16 protein-coding genes are annotated in these 18692 nt (G+C 41.0%); 11 read left to right on the top strand and 5 right to left on the bottom strand.

The annotated features are described in order from the left end of the window. Position 1: 1 nt before the first annotated feature. From NSQ39_RS10440 to mutL, 4 genes are all read left to right on the top strand, one after another. Positions 2-433, top strand: coding sequence for a RicAFT regulatory complex protein RicA family protein (locus tag NSQ39_RS10440; protein WP_046132866.1), 432 nt, complete (start codon positions 2-4; stop codon positions 431-433). A 191-nt stretch (positions 434-624) separates the two neighbouring features. Further along, on the top strand, positions 625-1173 hold the full coding sequence (cotE, locus tag NSQ39_RS10435) for an outer spore coat protein CotE (protein ID WP_046132867.1): 549 nt from the start codon (positions 625-627) through the stop codon (positions 1171-1173). Positions 1174-1284: 111 nt separating this feature from the next. Continuing rightward, entirely contained in the window at positions 1285-3891 is a 2607-nt protein-coding gene (mutS, locus tag NSQ39_RS10430) for a DNA mismatch repair protein MutS (RefSeq protein ID WP_046132868.1), read from the top strand. A gap of 16 nt (positions 3892-3907) precedes the next feature. Then, the gene (gene mutL, locus NSQ39_RS10425; protein WP_175077292.1) at positions 3908-5797 is read left to right on the top strand and encodes a DNA mismatch repair endonuclease MutL; all 1890 of its coding nucleotides are present in this window, start codon (positions 3908-3910) and stop codon (positions 5795-5797) included. Between the two features lie 833 nt (positions 5798-6630). Here the strand turns inward: mutL and NSQ39_RS10420 are convergent. After that, positions 6631-6789, bottom strand: coding sequence for a hypothetical protein (locus NSQ39_RS10420; RefSeq protein WP_157759333.1), 159 nt, complete (start codon positions 6787-6789; stop codon positions 6631-6633). Next, positions 6786-7892: a Rap family tetratricopeptide repeat protein gene (locus NSQ39_RS10415; protein ID WP_046132870.1), complete on the bottom strand. Its 1107-nt coding sequence runs from the start codon at positions 7890-7892 to the stop codon at positions 6786-6788. Before NSQ39_RS10415 ends, NSQ39_RS10420 begins: the two co-directional genes overlap by 4 nt. 277 nt (positions 7893-8169) lie before the next feature. Here NSQ39_RS10415 and NSQ39_RS10410 point away from each other — a divergent pair, with 277 nt between their 5' ends. The 3 genes from NSQ39_RS10410 to NSQ39_RS10400 all read left to right on the top strand — a co-directional run bounded on the left by NSQ39_RS10410 (position 8170) and on the right by NSQ39_RS10400 (position 10949). Beyond that, on the top strand, positions 8170-9999 hold the full coding sequence (locus NSQ39_RS10410) for a ribonuclease YeeF family protein (protein WP_254416499.1): 1830 nt from the start codon (positions 8170-8172) through the stop codon (positions 9997-9999). Between the two features lie 103 nt (positions 10000-10102). After that, a complete protein-coding gene (locus tag NSQ39_RS10405; protein WP_046132461.1) occupies positions 10103-10543 on the top strand; it encodes an SMI1/KNR4 family protein in 441 nt (146 codons plus the stop codon). 73 nt (positions 10544-10616) lie between these two features. Continuing rightward, positions 10617-10949 carry a hypothetical protein gene (locus NSQ39_RS10400; RefSeq protein WP_046132497.1) on the top strand — a complete coding sequence of 111 codons (333 nt, stop codon included), beginning with the start codon at positions 10617-10619 and terminating at the stop codon, positions 10947-10949. A gap of 490 nt (positions 10950-11439) precedes the next feature. Here NSQ39_RS10400 and NSQ39_RS10395 read toward each other — a convergent pair whose 3' ends face one another. After that, the gene (locus NSQ39_RS10395; protein ID WP_046132498.1) at positions 11440-11796 is read right to left on the bottom strand and encodes a hypothetical protein; all 357 of its coding nucleotides are present in this window, start codon (positions 11794-11796) and stop codon (positions 11440-11442) included. A gap of 487 nt (positions 11797-12283) precedes the next feature. On the opposite strand from NSQ39_RS10395, the gene NSQ39_RS10390 reads away from it, so the two are divergent. The 3 genes from NSQ39_RS10390 to NSQ39_RS10380 all read left to right on the top strand — a co-directional run bounded on the left by NSQ39_RS10390 (position 12284) and on the right by NSQ39_RS10380 (position 15085). Then, positions 12284-13414 carry a serine hydrolase gene (locus NSQ39_RS10390; RefSeq protein ID WP_175077290.1) on the top strand — a complete coding sequence of 377 codons (1131 nt, stop codon included), beginning with the start codon at positions 12284-12286 and terminating at the stop codon, positions 13412-13414. A 1005-nt stretch (positions 13415-14419) separates the two neighbouring features. Further along, positions 14420-14659, top strand: coding sequence for a flagellar brake protein (locus tag NSQ39_RS10385; protein ID WP_254416500.1), 240 nt, complete (start codon positions 14420-14422; stop codon positions 14657-14659). Between the two features lie 45 nt (positions 14660-14704). Then, complete coding sequence (locus NSQ39_RS10380; RefSeq protein ID WP_254416501.1) at positions 14705-15085, top strand: flagellar brake protein; 381 nt, start codon at positions 14705-14707, stop codon at positions 15083-15085. A gap of 352 nt (positions 15086-15437) precedes the next feature. On the opposite strand, the gene NSQ39_RS10375 is transcribed toward NSQ39_RS10380, so the two are convergent. Beyond that, the gene (locus NSQ39_RS10375) at positions 15438-15821 is read right to left on the bottom strand and encodes a VOC family protein (RefSeq protein WP_046132499.1); all 384 of its coding nucleotides are present in this window, start codon (positions 15819-15821) and stop codon (positions 15438-15440) included. Positions 15822-16578: 757 nt separating this feature from the next. Next, on the bottom strand, positions 16579-16872 hold the full coding sequence (locus NSQ39_RS10370) for a YozQ family protein (RefSeq protein ID WP_065894524.1): 294 nt from the start codon (positions 16870-16872) through the stop codon (positions 16579-16581). 712 nt (positions 16873-17584) lie between these two features. Between NSQ39_RS10370 and prpF the strand changes: the two genes are divergently transcribed. Next, positions 17585-18655, top strand: a complete 1071-nt coding sequence (prpF, locus tag NSQ39_RS10365) for a 2-methylaconitate cis-trans isomerase PrpF (RefSeq protein ID WP_254416502.1) — start codon at positions 17585-17587, stop codon at positions 18653-18655. Positions 18656-18692 lie beyond the last annotated feature (37 nt).

The raw sequence follows: 18692 nt of genomic DNA, 5'->3' as shown, positions 1-18692 counted from the left end.
GATGACTCTTTACACGAAAAAGGATATCGTGGAAAAAGCGCGCGAGCTTGCAAAAATGATTGCAGAAACCGAAGAAGTCGACTTCTTCAAAAGGGCTGAGGAACAAATTAACGAGAATGCCAAAGTCTCAAATCTGATCAATCAAATCAAAGCTTTGCAGAAACAAGCCGTCAACTTTAAACACTACGAAAAGCATGAGGCATTAAAGCAAACGGAAGCGAAGATCGATGCGCTTCAGGCAGAGCTTGATGACATTCCGATCATCCAGGAATTCAGAGACTCCCAAATGGAAGTCAACGACCTTCTTCAGCTCGTTGCTCACACGATATCAAATCAAGTGACAAACGAGATCATAGCGTCAACCGGGGGAGACCTTCTGACGGGAGAAACCGGATCAAAAATCAAAAACTCACAACCCAGCTGCTCACTATAAAAAAGGCGCCTTTTTAGGCGCCTTTTTTTTCGCCGTGCCGGCTTATTTTTTAAGTCAAGTTTATCCTCGTTGCTGCATACACTTAAACAGATTCATTAAATGGGTGCTTTATTTTGTTTTCTTCTTAGCGCGCACGTGAGACAAATGCCCAGCATAAGATAATACGAGGAAAAACAAGGAGGCATGACCGAATGTCTGAATACAGGGAAATTATAACAAAAGCGGTAGTCGCGAAAGGCAGGAAATTTACCCAGTCCACACATACGATCTCCCCTTCGCAAAAGCCAACCAGCATACTGGGCGGTTGGATTATCAATCATAAGTATGACGCCGAAAAGGTCGGGAAAACGGTTGAGATTGAAGGGACATACGATATCAACGTATGGTATTCGTATGCCGACAACACAAAAACGGAAGTTGTGACAGAACGCGTTTCCTATGTCGATGTCATCAAGCTCAGATACCGTGACAAAAACTACTTAGACGATGAACACGAAGTCATTGCGAAGGTGCTTCAGCAGCCGAACTGTCTTGAAGTGACGATTTCCCCGAACGGGAACAAAGTCGTTGTTCAGGCCGAAAGAGAATTTTTATCTGAAGTCGTCGGCGAAACGAAAGTCGTCGTCGAAGTCAATTCCGAATGGACGGAAAGCGATGAAGAAGAGGCATGGGAAGAAGAGCTTGATGAGGAATTGGAGGAGATTAATCAGGAGTTTTTGGTCGGAGATCCGGAAGAATAAAAGGAAACTAGGGAGACGCCGCCCTAGTTTTCTTTTTTTTCGGAAGGAATGTTTGTGGTATAATCGTTCTTGGAATCAGTAGAAACGAGAGATACATAATGGGGGATTAATATGGCAGGCTACACGCCGATGATACAGCAATATTTAAAGATCAAGGCAGAGTATCAGGATGCCTTTTTATTTTTTCGTCTCGGTGACTTTTACGAGATGTTTTTCGAGGATGCGAAAAAGGCGTCACAGGAGCTTGAAATCACATTAACGAGCAGAGACGGCGGATCAAGCGAGAGAATCCCGATGTGCGGAGTTCCTTACCATTCCTGCTCATCTTATATCGAACAGCTGATCAAAAAAGGCTATAAAGTGGCGATCTGCGAGCAGGTGGAAGACCCGAAGGCGGCTAAAGGAGTCGTCAAAAGGGAAGTGGTTCAGCTCATTACGCCGGGAACCGTCATGGACGGAAAGGGCATTCACGAAAACGAGAACAACTTTATCGCGTCTGTCAGCGATTTTCAGCATACATACGGCCTTGCCTTTTCAGATTTGACGACCGGCGAGAACTTAGTGACGGCGATTGAAAGATTTGATGATGTCGTTTCCGAAATTTACTCCGTCGGAGCGCGGGAAATCGTCGTCTCCAGCCGGATCGGCGAACAAGAGAAAACGGTTTTAAAAGAGCGCTGCGGAGCGACGATTTCCTTTGAAGACGAACAGGCAAATGAGACGCCTGACATCGTAAAAGATCTGCCGTCAAAAGAGCTTGTTGATACATTCATGAAGCTGTACACCTATTTGAAGCGCACGCAAAAGAGAAGCCTTGACCATCTTCAGAAGGTTGAGCCTTACGAATTAGAAGAAGCGATGAAAATCGACCTTTATTCGAAGCGGAATCTGGAGCTGACGGAGACGATCCGCTCCAAAAATAAAAAAGGCTCGCTTCTCTGGCTTCTCGATGAAACGAAAACAGCTATGGGCGGCCGCCTTTTAAAGCAATGGATCGACCGGCCGCTGATCAGAAAAGGGCAGATCGAAGAGCGCCAGGAGATCGTCGAAACGCTGATCGCCCATCTGTTTGAACGGGAGGATCTGCGCGAGCGGCTGAAAGAAGTGTACGACCTCGAACGGCTTGCCGGCCGGGTCGCATACGGAAACGTCAACGCAAGAGACTTGATCCAGCTGAAAGAATCGCTAAAACAAGTCCCGGCGATTAAAGATCTAGTCGCTTCTCTCAATCATCCAAAGGCAAAAGCGCGTGCTGAAAAAATCGATCCGTGCGGCGATTTGCTTGAGCTTTTGGAGGAGGCGCTCTACGAAAATCCGCCGCTCTCATTAAAAGAAGGAAACTTGATAAAAGACGGCTACAACGCAAAGCTTGACGAGTACCGGGATGCGAGCAAGAACGGAAAAGACTGGATTGCAAAGCTCGAGCAGGAGGAGCGCCAATACACAGGCATCCGTTCGCTGAAAGTCGGCTTTAATAAAGTATTCGGCTACTATATCGAAGTGACGAAAGCGAACATCCATCTTCTCGAAGAAGGCAGGTATGAACGGAAGCAGACACTCGCAAATGCTGAACGCTATATCACGCCTGAGCTGAAAGAAAAGGAAGCGTTGATTCTCGAAGCGGAAAACAATATTTGCGAGCTCGAATACGAGCTGTTTTCCGGGCTTCGCGATCAGGTGAAAGAATATATTCCTCGCCTGCAGCGGCTGGCGAAAATGATGAGCGAGCTCGATGTGCTGCAATGCTTTGCGACGATCAGCGAAAACCGCCATTACGTTAGACCTGAGTTTTCCGAAGACGTCGTTCAGGTTGTCGACGGACGGCATCCGGTCGTTGAAAAAGTGATGGACAGCCAGTCGTATGTACCGAACAGCTGCGAAATGGGCGAAGGCAGACAAATGCTTTTGATTACAGGACCGAACATGTCAGGTAAAAGCACGTACATGAGACAAATGGCGCTGATTTCCATTTTGGCGCAAATCGGCTGCTTCGTTCCCGCGAAAAAAGCGGTTTTGCCGATCTTTGATCAGATTTTCACGAGAATCGGCGCAGCCGATGACTTAATTTCGGGACAGAGCACCTTTATGGTGGAAATGCTTGAAGCGAAAAACGCGATCGTCCATGCAACGAAAAACAGCTTGATTTTATTCGATGAGATCGGGCGCGGGACATCCACATACGACGGAATGGCGCTAGCCCAAGCGATCATCGAATATGTGCATAACCATATCGGCGCAAAAACGCTTTTCTCCACGCACTACCATGAGCTGACATCTCTTGAAGAGAAGCTTTCCGACCTGAAAAACGTTCATGTTCGGGCGGAAGAATACGAGGGGAAAGTCGTCTTCCTTCACCAAATTAAAGAAGGCGCCGCAGACAAAAGCTACGGGATCCATGTCGCCCAGCTTGCGGAGCTCCCCGACGATTTAATCAGCCGGGCCAAAACGATTCTGCAAGAGCTTGAATCAGGCGCAAAAGAACCGGCCGTTTCCCAAGCCGTTCCAGTTCAAGCGGAAACAGCCGAAAAATCTCAGGCGCCTGCGGTTGAGCCGGCGCAGCTGTCCTTCTTTGAGACGGACAAGCCGCAGGAAAAGCAGGCCAAGCTGTCCAAAAAAGAACAGGGTGTGCTTGACGAATTTAAGGCGCTGAATCTGCTTGATATGACGCCTTTACAAGTGATGAATGAGCTGTACAGGCTGCAAAAAAAATTAAGATAAAGAGAGGTGACCGCACTTGGCAAAAATTGTTCAGCTTCCCGACGATTTATCAAATAAAATCGCGGCGGGAGAAGTTGTCGAAAGACCGGCCTCTGTCGTCAAAGAGCTTGTTGAAAATGCGATTGACGCAAACAGCTCGGTGATCGAAATCGATGTCGAAGAAGCAGGGCTTTCTTCCATCAAAGTTCTTGACGATGGCGAAGGGATGGATGCGGAAGACTGCAAAACGGCTTTTTTGCGCCATGCCACAAGCAAAATCAAGGATGAAAACGATCTGTTCCGCGTCAGAACGCTTGGGTTTCGCGGAGAAGCTTTGCCAAGTATCGCGTCTGTCTCACATGTAAGCATCAAAACGAGCACAGGGGAAGGCGCGGGAACCCATCTGACGCTTCAGGGAGGAAGAATCATCTCCGAGCAAAAATCGTCAAGCAGGCGGGGAACCGAAATTACGGTGTCCAATCTGTTTTTCAATACACCGGCAAGGCTGAAGTATATGAAAACGATCCATACGGAGCTCGGCAATATTACAGACGTCGTCAACAGAATCGCCCTCGCGCATCCGGAAGTGTCAATCAGGCTGCGCCATCAAGGGAAAACCTTGCTGCAGACAAACGGAAACGGAGATGTCCGCCATGTGCTGGCGGCGATATATGGTACGGCCGTCGCAAGAAAAATGATTCCGCTTCATGCGAGTTCCCTCGATTTTGAAGTGAAAGGCTATATCGCGCTCCCGGAAATCACGAGGGCTTCACGGAATTACATGTCATCTGTCGTCAACGGCAGATACATTAAAAATTTTCCGCTCGTCAAAGCGATTCATGAAGGCTACCATACGCTGCTTCCAATCGGGCGGCATCCGATCACATTTATTGAAATCAACATGGACCCGCTTCTGGTCGATGTCAACGTGCATCCGTCAAAGCTCGAAGTCAGACTGAGCAAAGAGACCGAGCTCCATGAGCTCCTTCGCGACGCCATCAAAGACGTCTTCAAACAGCGGCAGCTCATTCCTAGTGTACAGGCGCCGAAAAAAACGGCGTCGCCCATCATCAAACCCGAGCAGCAAAAGCTGGACTTCGACAATCGGCCTGAACCGGCTGATGAGCCAAAGACAGAACGGGAAACAGCTCCGGCCTACTCACCGATGAAATTAAGCTCGGTTGTCAAGGAAGCGCCGATCCAGACGGAGGAAAGGGAAGAAAACATCGCACAGGAAGCGCCGCCCGAACCGCCGGAAATCGAAGTCCGCATGCCGGATGAACAGGATGAAGCGCCTCCGTATATCGAACAAGAGCACGAGGAAGAGGCGATCGAGCCGAAAGAACGCGTCCCGATCATGTATCCGATCGGCCAGATGCACGGCACGTACATTCTCGCCCAAAACGAAAACGGCTTGTACATCATCGACCAGCACGCCGCACAGGAGCGGATTAAGTACGAATACTTCCGCGAAAAAGTCGGAGAAGTCGAACCGAATGTCCAAGATCTCCTCGTTCCTTTGACACTGCACTACTCAAAGAACGAAGCGATCATCATCGACGAGCACCTGGAAGACCTTGCAAAAGTCGGCGTCTTTCTAGAATCATTCGGTGCAGGCAGCTATATCGTCCGCTGCCACCCGACATGGTTCCCTAAGGGCGAAGAAACGACGCTGATCGAAGAAATCATCCAGCAGGTTCTCGATAACCGGAACATCGATATCAAAAAATTGCGCGAAGAAGCAGCGATCATGATGAGCTGCAAAGGCTCCATCAAAGCCAACCACCACTTGCGCGACGACGAAATCCGAGCCCTGCTCGACGAACTCCGCCGGACGTCCGACCCCTTCACATGCCCGCACGGACGCCCGATTATCATTCATTATTCGACGTATGAGATGGAGAAGATGTTTAAGCGGGTGATGTAGGGAATAAGTTTCGAGTATTACGTTTTTAAGTGTGAGGCACTATGTGTCTCACCTTTTTTTATTTATGTCATGAATTATTGTTGAAATAACGTTTTACAAGAGTTTTTAATCAACGGGGAAGGCCGGGGTCTTGTTGGCAAGCTAGCAATGGATGTACTGCGGGAAGTTTATACGGATACCAATACTTATAATTTAAGCGCTGCATCAGTTGTATGGAAAATTAAAGAGGAAGGCTGTTCGAAGTTTTATTAAATAGTCCTATATTTATAAATAGTGAAGTGTTTAAATTTTCCACCTTTAGCGTGCCGTCGATAAGAAGAAAGTTAGGGAGCTGAACCTATTTCGTACGGGTGTTCTGTTATAAGGATTCTAAAAAGGTTCGGATTACGGAAGGGATTTAAAAAGGGGCACTTCCCGCAGGGAAGATGCCCGCGACTTACTGCTGGAAATGAAGGATCATCAAAGCGAATTTTCAAGGGAGCTTATCTTTTCCCTCGATTGCGCGATCACATTCTTTTAATAGAATTAATTAAAGGTTAGCCAAATGGAAAGGGCACTAAAACAAAGATTTGATGTTATGAATTGCAGATCATAAAGGCCAAGTATCCTTCTTCAAAGAAAATCAAGGATATTGAGATTTATATGGGGATGGGGCTGAAAAAGGACAAATATTATCAGGTCAAGCGGCAGGCCATGTATAACCCTGCGATAGCTCTCGGGATTATTTAAATGTGGGTTTTATAAAAGAAAAACGGGCATTAAGCCCGTACATCACACTTAACATTTAATTCTCAGCCCATTACCTACAGTTATTCATAACTTTGAGGCGTTGATTAATCAAATACAGCTCTACTCGCTATATTCACATTATGTGCCGCTGAATATTCAGAGTTTTTCCCCGCTGCAACTTTATCATGAGAATGAGTTGAAACAGAGCTGGTCATAATGACTGATAATGTTAATGCGGTAAAGAAAATAGTCAATTTTTTCACTGTAATTCCTCCGTCACTTTAAAGATTTGGTTTTTAGCATGAATGACTTTATCAAGATAAATCACAGTTTTACTATCCTCGCCTTTTTGTCTGAAATAATCCGCAACATCTTGAGCGAAGTCCTCTACATCTGGCCATAATTTTAAAGATTCAAGATATTGAATATTTTCATCTACAATAGTCAGATCTTCATTTTCATATAGAGCTTCAATGATCTTGAGTTTTGCATGATACTCGTCATTTTGCTTTTCATCTGCCATTATATTTCCTTGCTCCAGATAGTGACGGGCTTCTTCTTTTGCGCCGATTTTGTAGAGAACTCTTGTTAAATCCGAGATGGAATTAACTCCTACTGATGAGGAAAGATGTTCAGGGATGGCGATGGCTGCTTTGAGATTCTCTTCCGCTTTGTTGTAAATTTTTCTTAAAGCATAGCTTATTCCAATATTATGATATGCTTTCCCGGTTAATGCGTGATCCTCGATTTTCTTTGCACCTTCTAAAGCTTTCTGATAATGGGCCTCAGCTTCATTATAACGGAATAAATCAATTTTGTTTGCTCCTAAAACCATTTCACAATTAATTTTCCGTTTTATGTATAATTCATGAGCTCTGAATGTTTCGAGTGCAGTTTCAGCATGTCTAAGGGAAAAGATGTTTTGTTTGATATAGTAATAGGCGATGGACAGTCTGTAGTGAAATTCTGCGTTCTCAATTTCATCAGGAATTTGTTTAAGTTTGTTTTCTGCAATTTGGTAATAGTTAATGGCTTTAATGTAATTCTTGTTATGAAATTCATTCTGTCCCGAAAAAAAATAGAAATAATACTGAATGACAGCATCAGTTTTTTCTATACCCTTCTTTTGACTTTCAAGCTTTTTGAAAACCTTCTTAGATTCGTTGAAATTTTCTAACATCATTTTGTGTCGAAAATCTAAAAGATTGAAATATATAAGTAAATCCTGATCTTCTTCCATATTCGGTAAAGTATGTTCAATTTCATCCTTCATAGCCACAGCTTGATCAACATTTTGTTGTCTAATCAAGGTGTACCAGTGATTTAGCATCTTCGCAACTTTTTCAGATGCAATTTTCGTCTCCAATTTCCACCAATCCTTTCGTGTGGTTGATTTAAAATATTCAAAAAATGAAAGATATACATTTCCTTTTTCTGTATATCTTTCATTTTACAGAAAGGATCATTTTTTGACAATGATTTTCCTTTTTTGGAATTCGGAAAAAGTCTGTCTAGCATGTTAGGTTTTAAGACCTACTCAATAAGATTCATTTTCATGGATACACAGGATTTATTCACCAATTCCTTTCCGTAAAGTGGTAAACTCTATACTGATTGTAACTTTAGTATTAGAGGAGAATGCCATGAAGACTCTTGATGTCCATGCGTTGCACCATGCAATTGATCAAACGCTGGAACAATTAAAAGACCAATCGAAAGAAATCGCAAACCTCAAAAAAAGCGTTGACGGCATCACATCTCTTGACGATGCTTTAAAAGGTAAAGGCGGCGATGCGATTCGAACCTTTTACGAAGAATGTCACACTCCTTTTTTGCGGTTCTATGAATCATTTATTGAGGAATATCAGTCAACGCTCAAAAAAATCAAAAATGCACTGAATTCCCTCGAACCGAATCACAACGGTTATATTTCGCAAGCCTTTCTCGATCATGAACTGGAACAAGGCTTAAACGCAGCCGATCGAACAACGAAACATTTGGTATCCAAAGCCAACGCCACGATTTCAAAAGTCAGCCATATTGTTGATTTGCCGGATTTGAATGACAATGATTTTCATGAACAGAATAGAAAAGCATTGAAAGACATCAACCAAACAATTGAGAAGCTGCATACGTTTGACAGAGAACAGACAAACGCCCTCAAAACCGCTGAAAACGACTTGGAGACAATGCAAAGATACATCGAAAGGCTTGAAAAAATGTACACAGGCCCTAAAATTGAAATCACTGGCTATCAAAAAGGCTCGATTTTAAAACCGGATGAGATGGATGCTTTGCGCGGGGATCAAGAGACAGCGATGGGAGCCATGTTGGATAAGCTTGATAAGAGATCAAAGCTTGAAAAAGAGATTAGCGAAGTTAGCGAACATGATATCAAAATTTCTAAGTTAAAGAAGAAGCTTGATGATTATGACTTTTCAACAGCTTCAGAGTTTTATGAGATTGCCAAGGAAATTGGATATGAAAATCTTTCCCCTTGGCAACAGCGGTATTTCAATGGAATTGAAGGCTCTCGTAATTTTGGCAACGCAATTAAAGGAAGCGGTGAAGGATTCAAAAATGCGGTTGTCGATACGGCAACAGGCATTTGGGACATGATCGTTCACGCAGACGAAACGATTGAGGGCATTAATTATACGATTCACCATCCTATAAAAGTATTCAATATTATGAAACAGGGAATTGAAGAGTCTTACGAGCGAGATGTAGTCAATGGCGATTCTTATACACAAGCCAGATGGTTTAGCTATGCTGCTGGAATGGTCGCGACATCGATTGTTGGTTCAAAAGGTGTCGATAAAGTAGGGAAAGTTGCCAAAGCGGGGAAAGTTGGACAGGTTGCCGCGAAAGCGACTAAAGCTTCTAAAAAAGTAACGAGTAAAACGATTAAAGCATCGAAAGAAGCGGTGGAAAAAAGCGTTGCGTCTGTCAAAGAATCGATACAAAGGGTCGCTTCAAAAGTAAAAGGGATTCAAATACATAATCCTTTTGCACCTCAAGTTCAGTTGGTTGGTGGGGGGAAAGTACCTTATCATGCTATTGATGGGGAAAATTTTAAAAAGATGCTTATTCGGCGTATTGAGAAAGTTTTCGGGGACGAGAAAGGTGTTAAAAATTCAAGGAAGATTGATTATGATTTAGCGAAGGATTATATTAGAGATGTAGAGGCAAAAACCGGATTGAAAATTCACAAAAAACAAACTGAACAATTAAAAAATGCTTTGAGAAACCACAAATTTGAAAAAATGACGCCCAAAGAAACTATGAAACATAGAAATAAGTTTAACAATGTAAAAGACAAGCTTATTAGTGAATGGGAGGAAAAAACAGGTCAAAAGTGGCCAAGATATAAAGAACAAGTATTTGATAAAAAAGGGAGAGTTGCTAGAGACATCGGACAACCTTATGATGCTCATCATATAATAGAAAATAATTTTGGGGGGACCACATGAATGGTGGAATATACATCCTGCTAAATTTCCTGATGAGCATCAAGCAGGTATTCATGGTAAAGGTGCACCATCTAATAAATTATTTCCAAGGAGGTAAATGATAATGGGCAAATTTGATTTTGTTGTGAAAAATAATAATCATAAGTTTTATGAGTTAAAAGAAAACGATTTAACGGAAGCAGAAGAAAGACTTGGGTTTTCATTTCCTAAAGAACTCAGAGAATTTTATTTAGAGATTGGATACGGGTTTATAAAGGGGAATAACGAGAATGCAATAAACAGACTTTTGGATCCCGATACTATCGCAGATATCACTTTAAGGGAAGATATTTACGAATTTGATCCTGATTTAGACGGTATATACGAAGAAGAAGACAAGCTTGTTTTTTATGAGGTAAATGAAGGTGTATATTTAACACTTGACTTAAATGAAAACGAAAAGTCTCCAGTATTCTTCTTTGATACAAAAATAGCTGACTCCCTAGAGGAATTTATAAAAAAAGTTGATCAAGATGATCAATATTTTGCAGACATGGTAGATTAAATATTTTTTAGGAAACTTAACCTTGAGTGGCTATAGCCATTCAAGGCTTTTTATTTAGAGGGGAGTTATTATGATGGACTTTATTTATGTGGAAGTACTCAAGGATTCAAATCTTACTAAGTACATTTCGTTATTAAGAAAAACATCATCTAAACCTATTAAGGAACTAAAGCAGGCGATTGAATCAGGAAAACCTGTTATTGAATGTGATTACTATGACACAGAAGAATTGAAATCATTAGTAATCATTATAGAACAGTTACTCTCATTGGGAGCTAGCATTAAAATTTATGAAAATGATAGAGAAATAACTCTTGAGATGTTAAAGAACTTGATCGAAACCTATGAGGGTATTGCAAAAGACCGAGAAGAATTGGATGAGTTATTATTTGGTGATGATGATTAATACTTATTAAAGGATGAGTTGAAAATATAAATAGTATTCACTTTTTCTACCTTGATTGGCTTTTGGCCTTTCAAGGTTTTTTTGTTCCAATCCGAGAAAAATCCGACAAAAAGGGGGATAAAATGGGGGACTTTTTCTATTCCATTTTGTCATACGATAGAGACAAGAAAAACGAACGTGAATATTCAAGTCCTAGACGGAGAGCCTGCGGACGCTGATCTTTTGCACACGAATGTTGTGCAGCTGATTAACGGCCGCTTTTCTAATGGCCAGAACTGGAGACGCACCTATCCCTTATCAAGTGTGCACCGATGTATCGAATGATGATGAAGATCGTCAGTTTCACAGGAGGAGCGGTTGGAGACTATGCAGTATTGCGCACGATAGTCAGGGGGAATGCAAGCGGTGAGATCCCGGTTTTGCACAGGCAATCATTTTCACATGGCTTCTTTTAATCCTTGCGTCCTCTTGGAGATTTACTGGAGATATTTTAATCATATTCAATAACAACACTTTTGTTTTTTGCATTTTGAAGAAAATGAATAATCTCGCGAACTAATTCCACCATTTCTTTTTTAAAGCCATCTGATGTATCTAGTTTGTTAACATCAAAATTTTTCATTTGGTTTATGGTTAAGTGAACGTCTATCATCCAACGTGGGTCATCATACCACCCTTCTTGATAAAAATATTCTTTGATAATTCCTTCTTTTTCAATATTGTTGTCCAATAAAGAATCTAACAAAGTCTCAAAGTATCCATTCCAGATGACGAGCTTGTTTTCTCCATCAGATAAGACAAGTTCAGGTTCACCCTCAAAACCATCGTAAAATTTTGTATTTAACAACTCGATCAATCCTTACAATTCCTTTTTACGTCTTATGTCCTTCAATCCCTCGTTTTCCCTGATTTTAAAGAATTTTGTGGTTGTTGTCCATGAATGAAAAGAAAGAGGTTTGATAGTAACGACAGCAGGGGAGTTGCTCAATAATCTCCAGTCCATTATGTAATCTAAGAAATTCCTTGTAATCGTTTTTTCTTCAAAAAATGGATTTTTATTTGAAGTTGCATGTGGGTCTTTTTTTGCCTAAATCTGTTCAACCCTTACGGCATCCTGGTGAGATTGGCGTCATCGTTTGAATTCATTGAGGTGAACAGCCTTGATTCCATCTTTCGAGCTTGAGAAAACCGTGAAAGTATTTCTATAGGCGGCGCAAGTGCTTATCGGGAAAAGCAACGTTGCTTAGAACTGTTTTACGATATAAAATTGAAACTTTTCATTTTTTCAATCGTAGCTATAGTAATTTGAAAATGAAACTATAGGGAGTGAAAAATTGAAGATTGCACTATGGATTATAGCGGGTACAGTAATTTCTATTGGCTTGGTAATAGCAATCGGAATTTTGATGTTTCGGAGGGAAGTAAAAAAGTTAAATCCTGAATATATTGTACAGTTTGTCAAAGCAAAATCAGGAAGCAGAAATGTCTCATTGTCCATAAAGCACAACGATGAAAATTGGATAGATATTAACGGACATGAGCAACTTCCTCTGGCAAGTACCGTCAAAATCATCTTAGCAATTGAATATGCACAACAAGCAGCGGAAGGGAAAATTGACCCGCAAAAAGAAGTAAGGTTAAAGGAATTAGATACATTCTATATTCCGAAAACAGATGGTGGTGCACACGAAGCATGGATTTCTCAATTGAAAAAAGACAAAGAGACAGATAGTGTTCCATTATGTGAGATAGCAAATGGGATGATTGCTTACAGTTCTAATGCAAATACTGAATACTTAATTGAGGTGCTGGGCCTTCAAAACATAAATGATGTTCCAAAGAGCTTAGGTATCTTACATCACGAGCCTGTGTATCCCATTGTCAGCGCACTGTACATACCCGCCCAACTGATGAATGAAAAGAACTTATCGAAAAAAGAAGTGCTAGAAGTGATGAAAAACATGGACATGGATGAATACCGCAATAGAGCGATTGAAATTCATAACAGATGGCTGGGCCAACCGCTAACCGAACAAGAAAAAAAACAAATAAGCAAAACATTGGACATGGATTTTCAAAAAATTTGGTCTGATCGTTTGCCACGATCAACTGCTAGAGACTATGTATCTATTATGAAAAAACTAAACAGCAAAATACATTTTAATGCAAATGTATATAAATATCTTGATCCAGTCATGGAACAAATAATGAAAAAACCAAACAATCGTGAATGGCTTGTTCATGCGGGACAAAAGGGGGGATCTACTGCGTTTATTCTTACAATTGCAATGTATGCGACAGATAAAGAACGAAATCAGACAGAAATCGCATTTTTTGCAAACGATTTAAATACATTAGAGATAGCAAGACTTTCTCGAAATATGAATGGTTTTCAGCTGAAATTTTTAAAAGATTCGAAATTCCGCACACATATCAAAAAAGAATTATCCAGTTTGGATTTGTAAAATAGTTAAAGGTCAATTTCATATAAGGAAATTGGCTTTTTTAATTGAAATGCCTGCTGTATAAATTTCCGAAATGAGAGATATACAAACGTTAACGGCTTATAGCGTTGAAGAATAAGCGCCTTAATCTTAAGAATTACTAACTTGTCATTTGCGCGAGAAAATAATTCCTTGCCTACGATTGCCGCCGTCCGACAAGCAAGGGTTTACACATTTGGAAGATATGGAATTGTTATCCTTAACATATTTAGATTATAATGGAAAAACAGAGGATAGCCTCATCTGTCTCAAAAAGATGGTCTATACTCAAAACCAAATATTGAAAGGGGAATGTTTGATATGAAGTCTAACATGAAGATTGGCTTAGGGGTTCTTATTATTGGACTCAGCTTTCTTTGTCATGTGTCCACCGATAAAGTGGATGTAGCTTCAAGAAACATAACAAGCGCACACAGTCACTATTTCTTTGCTTAATCAAAAAATATAAATTTTTCATTTCTTCTTGGAGCCGTTTTTAACGGCTTTTTGTATGCACATGAAAATACCCTCTTCAATTTTACATGTATAATAATCCCTTAAACCTTTGATATGCAAAGGTTTTCCCCATCAGCCCATTCCATTTCGAGCTTGATTGTTGTATCTTGCTATATCAAAGTGTGTTCGAAACGCTGAAATGAAAGGGTTTCCCGTTTTTCTTGATCACTTAAAATCATACTTTATTATGGGAGCAAATTGACGTGCTCAGGCAGCATCATAGATGTCCATTAGATGGTTCCCCGATGTTTTAAGTTGCCGTCTTTCATGATGTTCATTTTCTTAATTATGAGTTTACAGGAACTTTTGTTCTGGGCCGAATTAGAATAACGAAGCAGCTTTTAGAAGTGTGGAAAGCACTTAAGATAAATTTTAAGATAAAAGAAAAGACTCTCAATGGCTTTCTTTTCTTTAATTTATGTGTCATAGTACCGATATAATAATTAAGTAGAATTGAAAGAGTGATGCCCGATGTTATCCATAGGAGATACCATAACAATAGAATTTGAAAACGAAAATCAAGAAAATATCATTGCGAAAAGCAAAGTGTCATCCATTGAGGAAAATGTTTTAAGAGTACATTATCCTGTTGATGTAGAGACAGGGAGAACCATTATTATACCAACAAACACAATTGCTATGATTCACTTTGTGAATAAGCAACAGGACCTATATAAATTCACCAGTGTAATACAAGGGCGAGATATATGAAACGATATACCTATATTGAATATATACTTGCCTGAAGAGGATCAAATGATAAGAATTCAAAGGCGGCAATTTTTTAGAGTAAATGCAACGATTCCTGTCACTGTTCGTCCATATGGATCCGGTTCAATGTTTAAAACATATACAGCAAATATCAGTGCTGGAGGCGCTGCATTAATTATTGAAGAGACGCAAAAACACAAACCGGAAGAGGATTTGAATTTAAGCATCTCTTTACCAAATAAGGGGCATGATGAAACTGTGATTGACGTTCATGCTCAAGTCAAACGCACTTATCTTGATCGTAGAACAAACAAACTGATCATGACAGTCGAATTTATCATGATGAATGAGCATGATAAACAAACACTTGTACAATATTGCATAAAATGCCAATTGATAGAAAGAAGAAAACTTAGATCTGAATAAATATTAAGTTTCATCCATTATATAAATAGTTTTTAGATAAGCTTATCGTGTGCAGACAGACGGCAAAAAATCGTCAAGATAGAGTATGTTAACCCTCCAAAAGTTGAGGAAGACAGTGATCTGCCCAGGCCCTCTTAATTTTAAGAGGGCTTTTTCTTTCTCGATCATTTACCTGTTCTGTTGTCTGAACATGTTATTAAATTGATCTTCGCAAAACATGGCAAAGCAATGATCAACATCTGCCCTTGCCAGTTTATCTTTATGCAGCTTGGACTGATTTTCCATCGACAAATGCATATGTTGATCATCTTCCGTCAATAAAGACGTTAAGAACCGTTACTTCGTTATGAAGTTACTTCTGTATGATCTGAATAAGGTTTCCGCATGTATCGTCAAAGACAGCTATTGTGACTTCGCCCATTTTTGTCGGCTCCATAGTAAACTTCACGCCGTTTTCCAATAATCGTTCGTACTCTTTGCGAATATCTGCAACGCCAAACATTGTTGCCGGGATGCCTTCGGCAAACAACCTGTTTTGATAGTCTTTGGCGGCAGGATGTTCATTCGGTTCGAGTAAAAGCTCTGTTCCGTCTTGATCATCGGGAGAAACAAGCGTTATCCACCTATATGCTCCGCTGGGAACGTCATGCTTTTTTGCAAAGCCCAGCGTTTTTGTATAAAACTCTAATGCTTTGTCTTGATCTTGAACAAATATGCTGGTAATAATGATTTTCATCATGTTTTGGCCTCCTTTGATATTTGCGATGGATGGATCTCTTCTTACACTATGGCTGTAAGAAGAAAAGCTCATACATTCGTGGTTCGTTATTAAATCAATCTACCCATCCTTTCAGCAATTTTCAAGTGGTTCGTTGTTATATAAGTACTCAATATTTTTCGTCTTGATTTAAAGCCTTGCATCTTAAGCCGCCGGAGCGAATGCCAAGTGCTTTGAAAATTCATTTTTGTCCCAATTCATCTATCGAGTATCTGCAACTTCGTGGATGTTTCTAGCGAAGCAACTGTATGGTTCCGTCATAAAGGAACCGTATCATGCCATCTTAACAAGTTAAAGTCACATTTATAGTAGTTTGAACCAGAAGTCGTTCGCGGCATCCAATCACCCGGCGGGATAAGATTTTGGCAACGGGACGTGCAGGGAAGGGAGATGAACATAAACTATAATAATTGGATAGAAATGATTAAAGTGCTGAAGGACTTTTCATAAAGGGATTGGACTGATATATAATTTGCATGAATAGAGGGGTGCATTAAACTTATTCACGAGTTGAATCAAATTTTTGCTGAAAGTGTGGGAGTCAGCCCGGTCATAGAACACAACTTTCATTGTGACTTGGGGATCAATACTTAAAGCCAGATTTACTTTGTGTTTTTGGAATAGTTAATCTTTGATGAAAGGACAGTCATTTTTACTGTTGATGTTAATCAAAAACGGAACGAACTTGAAAGGTAAGTTGGTTCCGTTAGAATGACTAGTCCAAATTTTGATCGATTGTCCCTTCAAAATAGTCATCACTGACCTGTTCATGAGTTTCAGCCAATCCTTTTTCCAATTGCGTGGTTCCTTTATAATCCGAAGTGTTGAAGTGTTTTCCAGCCAGATCCGTTGTGCGATCTATGTTTTCTTTGCTATGAGTTTGTGTTTCAGTGTTTACATTCTCTGTCTTAGCGCTGCCATCTAAAGACTGCTGAAAATCATATTCACTGTCTGATGAAGAAAATCTTTTGTAATCATTCGGTCTGTCTGCTCCGTTTTTTTGAGTCATGTTACTCACTCCATATTATTGAAATTTTAGTTTGTCAGATGGGATTGATGCACATCTGCTTTAAAAGCTGTTTCGGTCTTATGGTCATTTTTTATACTTGAATTTTACTCAATGGGTTTCACTCCTTTACAAAATGGAAATATCAACTCTTCTTATTCTGTCTGTTCAGAAGGTATTCATTCGTTTTTTTCGTTGACTCGTTCCCGTTCGTCAAGAGAGCAGGCGGGCGTATATAATCCGCTAATTGGATGAACATGACCGGAAAGGTCTCCGGGTTTTTCCTGAACTTGAGGAATGGCCGCAGGATGAAATGAAAGAGGCCTCTCTGAACATTGATTGCCCAATCAAACGAGCAGGGGATTTGGTTATTTAGTCTGACCGTATTGTATTGATGCCGTTTGTTCAAATTTCAACTGGCGGAAATGTACAGTCATACTTGCAAGGGCCTTTTCTTATAGAGGTTATGGTTTTTAAGAAGTCTGTTATTTGTTTATCGAATAGCTGGATATCGAATATAGTTATTTTTTTATTCTAAACGCTGTAATAAAATATTTCTTATAAGAGTGGTGTAAAGTACTTTTATTCTTTTTTATGAACGGAAAGAACATGGAGGGAACGACGGTGATGAGTAAACGGGGAAAACAAATCAAAATTCCGGCAATTTATATGAGAGGCGGAACAAGCAAGGGCGTTTTTTTTTCTTAAAGAAGATTTGCCTGCTGATCCATCTGAACGTGATAAAGTTTTACTGCGTGTAATAGGCAGTCCGGATCCTTACGGTCAGCAGATCGATGGCATGGGTGGTGCCACATCGAGTACGAGCAAGGTGGTTATTGTTAGTAAGAGCAATCGTCCTGGATGTGATGTAGACTACCTATTCGGACAGGTGGCCATAGGACAGCCGTTGGTTGACTGGAGTGGAAATTGCGGGAATCTTACTTCAGCTGTAGGTCCTTTTTCGATATATCGGGGTCTGGCAGATGCCCCTCAGGATGGCATGGCTGCCGTGAATATCTGGCAGGAAAATATCGGGAAGAAGATCGTGGCGCATGTCCCGATGAAGGACGGAGAGGTTCAAGAGCTTGGAGATTTCGTACTGGACGGGGTCACTTTCCCTGCAGCTGAAATAAAGCTTGAATTTCTTGATCCGGGTGCCGATGGGGGAAACATGTTTCCGACCGGGAATCCGATCGATATTATTCATGTCCCAGGTGTAGGAGAGGTGGAGGCCACTTTAATCAATGCTGGAAATCCTGCCATCTTTGTTTCGGCATCCTCGATGGGATTAACGGGAGCTGAACGGCAAGGTGATATCAACGGTGATGCGGATCTATTGGCGCGTTTTGAAGCGATTCGGGCGCATGGCGCGGTGATTATGAATCTGGCCGAAAGCGTGGAGTACGCAATGGCCAAGCGACAGCACACGCCGAAAATTGCGTTTTTTGGAAAGCCGGCTAGTTACACAACATCCGATGGAAAAGAAATACGTGAAGAGGATATCGATATCTTGGCACGGATCCTTTCTATGGGCAAGCTTCATCATGCCATGACCGGAACAGGCGCTGTAGCAATTGCTGCCGCAGCTGTGATACCGGGAACGATCGTCAGCAGAATTTTAGGAGGTACGAGGGCTGAGCTTCGCTTCGGTCATCCATCCGGTATTTTGAAAGTGGGTGCAGAAGCTGCTCATGATCATGCAGGATGGGTGGTGACAAAAGTTGCCATGAGCCGAAGCGCTCGAAGATTAATGGAGGGTTCGGTTTTGATACCGAATCATGAATAGCAGTTCATAAAAGGGCTGCATGGATGGCAGCCCTTAC

The sequence above is a fragment of the Bacillus sp. FSL W8-0848 genome (genome assembly GCF_038007805.1).
GTDB lineage: Bacteria > Bacillota > Bacilli > Bacillales > Bacillaceae > Bacillus > Bacillus glycinifermentans.
The sequence above is the reverse complement of the archived record's forward strand: the minus strand, read 5'-3'. Positions and strand labels throughout refer to the sequence as shown.

What these genes read in the sequence shown, in the direction of transcription:
- NSQ39_RS10440 (WP_046132866.1), top strand. Translation starts at nt 2, where the DNA reads ATGACTCTTTACACGAAAAAGGATATCGTGGAAAAAGCGCGCGAGCTT.
- cotE (WP_046132867.1), top strand. Translation starts at nt 625, where the DNA reads ATGTCTGAATACAGGGAAATTATAACAAAAGCGGTAGTCGCGAAAGGC.
- mutS (WP_046132868.1), top strand. Translation starts at nt 1,285, where the DNA reads ATGGCAGGCTACACGCCGATGATACAGCAATATTTAAAGATCAAGGCA.
- NSQ39_RS10410 (WP_254416499.1), top strand. Translation starts at nt 8,170, where the DNA reads ATGAAGACTCTTGATGTCCATGCGTTGCACCATGCAATTGATCAAACG.
- NSQ39_RS10405 (WP_046132461.1), top strand. Translation starts at nt 10,103, where the DNA reads ATGGGCAAATTTGATTTTGTTGTGAAAAATAATAATCATAAGTTTTAT.
- NSQ39_RS10400 (WP_046132497.1), top strand. Translation starts at nt 10,617, where the DNA reads ATGGACTTTATTTATGTGGAAGTACTCAAGGATTCAAATCTTACTAAG.
- NSQ39_RS10385 (WP_254416500.1), top strand. Translation starts at nt 14,420, where the DNA reads ATGTTATCCATAGGAGATACCATAACAATAGAATTTGAAAACGAAAAT.
- NSQ39_RS10380 (WP_254416501.1), top strand. Translation starts at nt 14,705, where the DNA reads ATGATAAGAATTCAAAGGCGGCAATTTTTTAGAGTAAATGCAACGATT.
- NSQ39_RS10375 (WP_046132499.1), bottom strand. Translation starts at nt 15,821, where the DNA reads ATGAAAATCATTATTACCAGCATATTTGTTCAAGATCAAGACAAAGCA.
- NSQ39_RS10370 (WP_065894524.1), bottom strand. Translation starts at nt 16,872, where the DNA reads ATGACTCAAAAAAACGGAGCAGACAGACCGAATGATTACAAAAGATTT.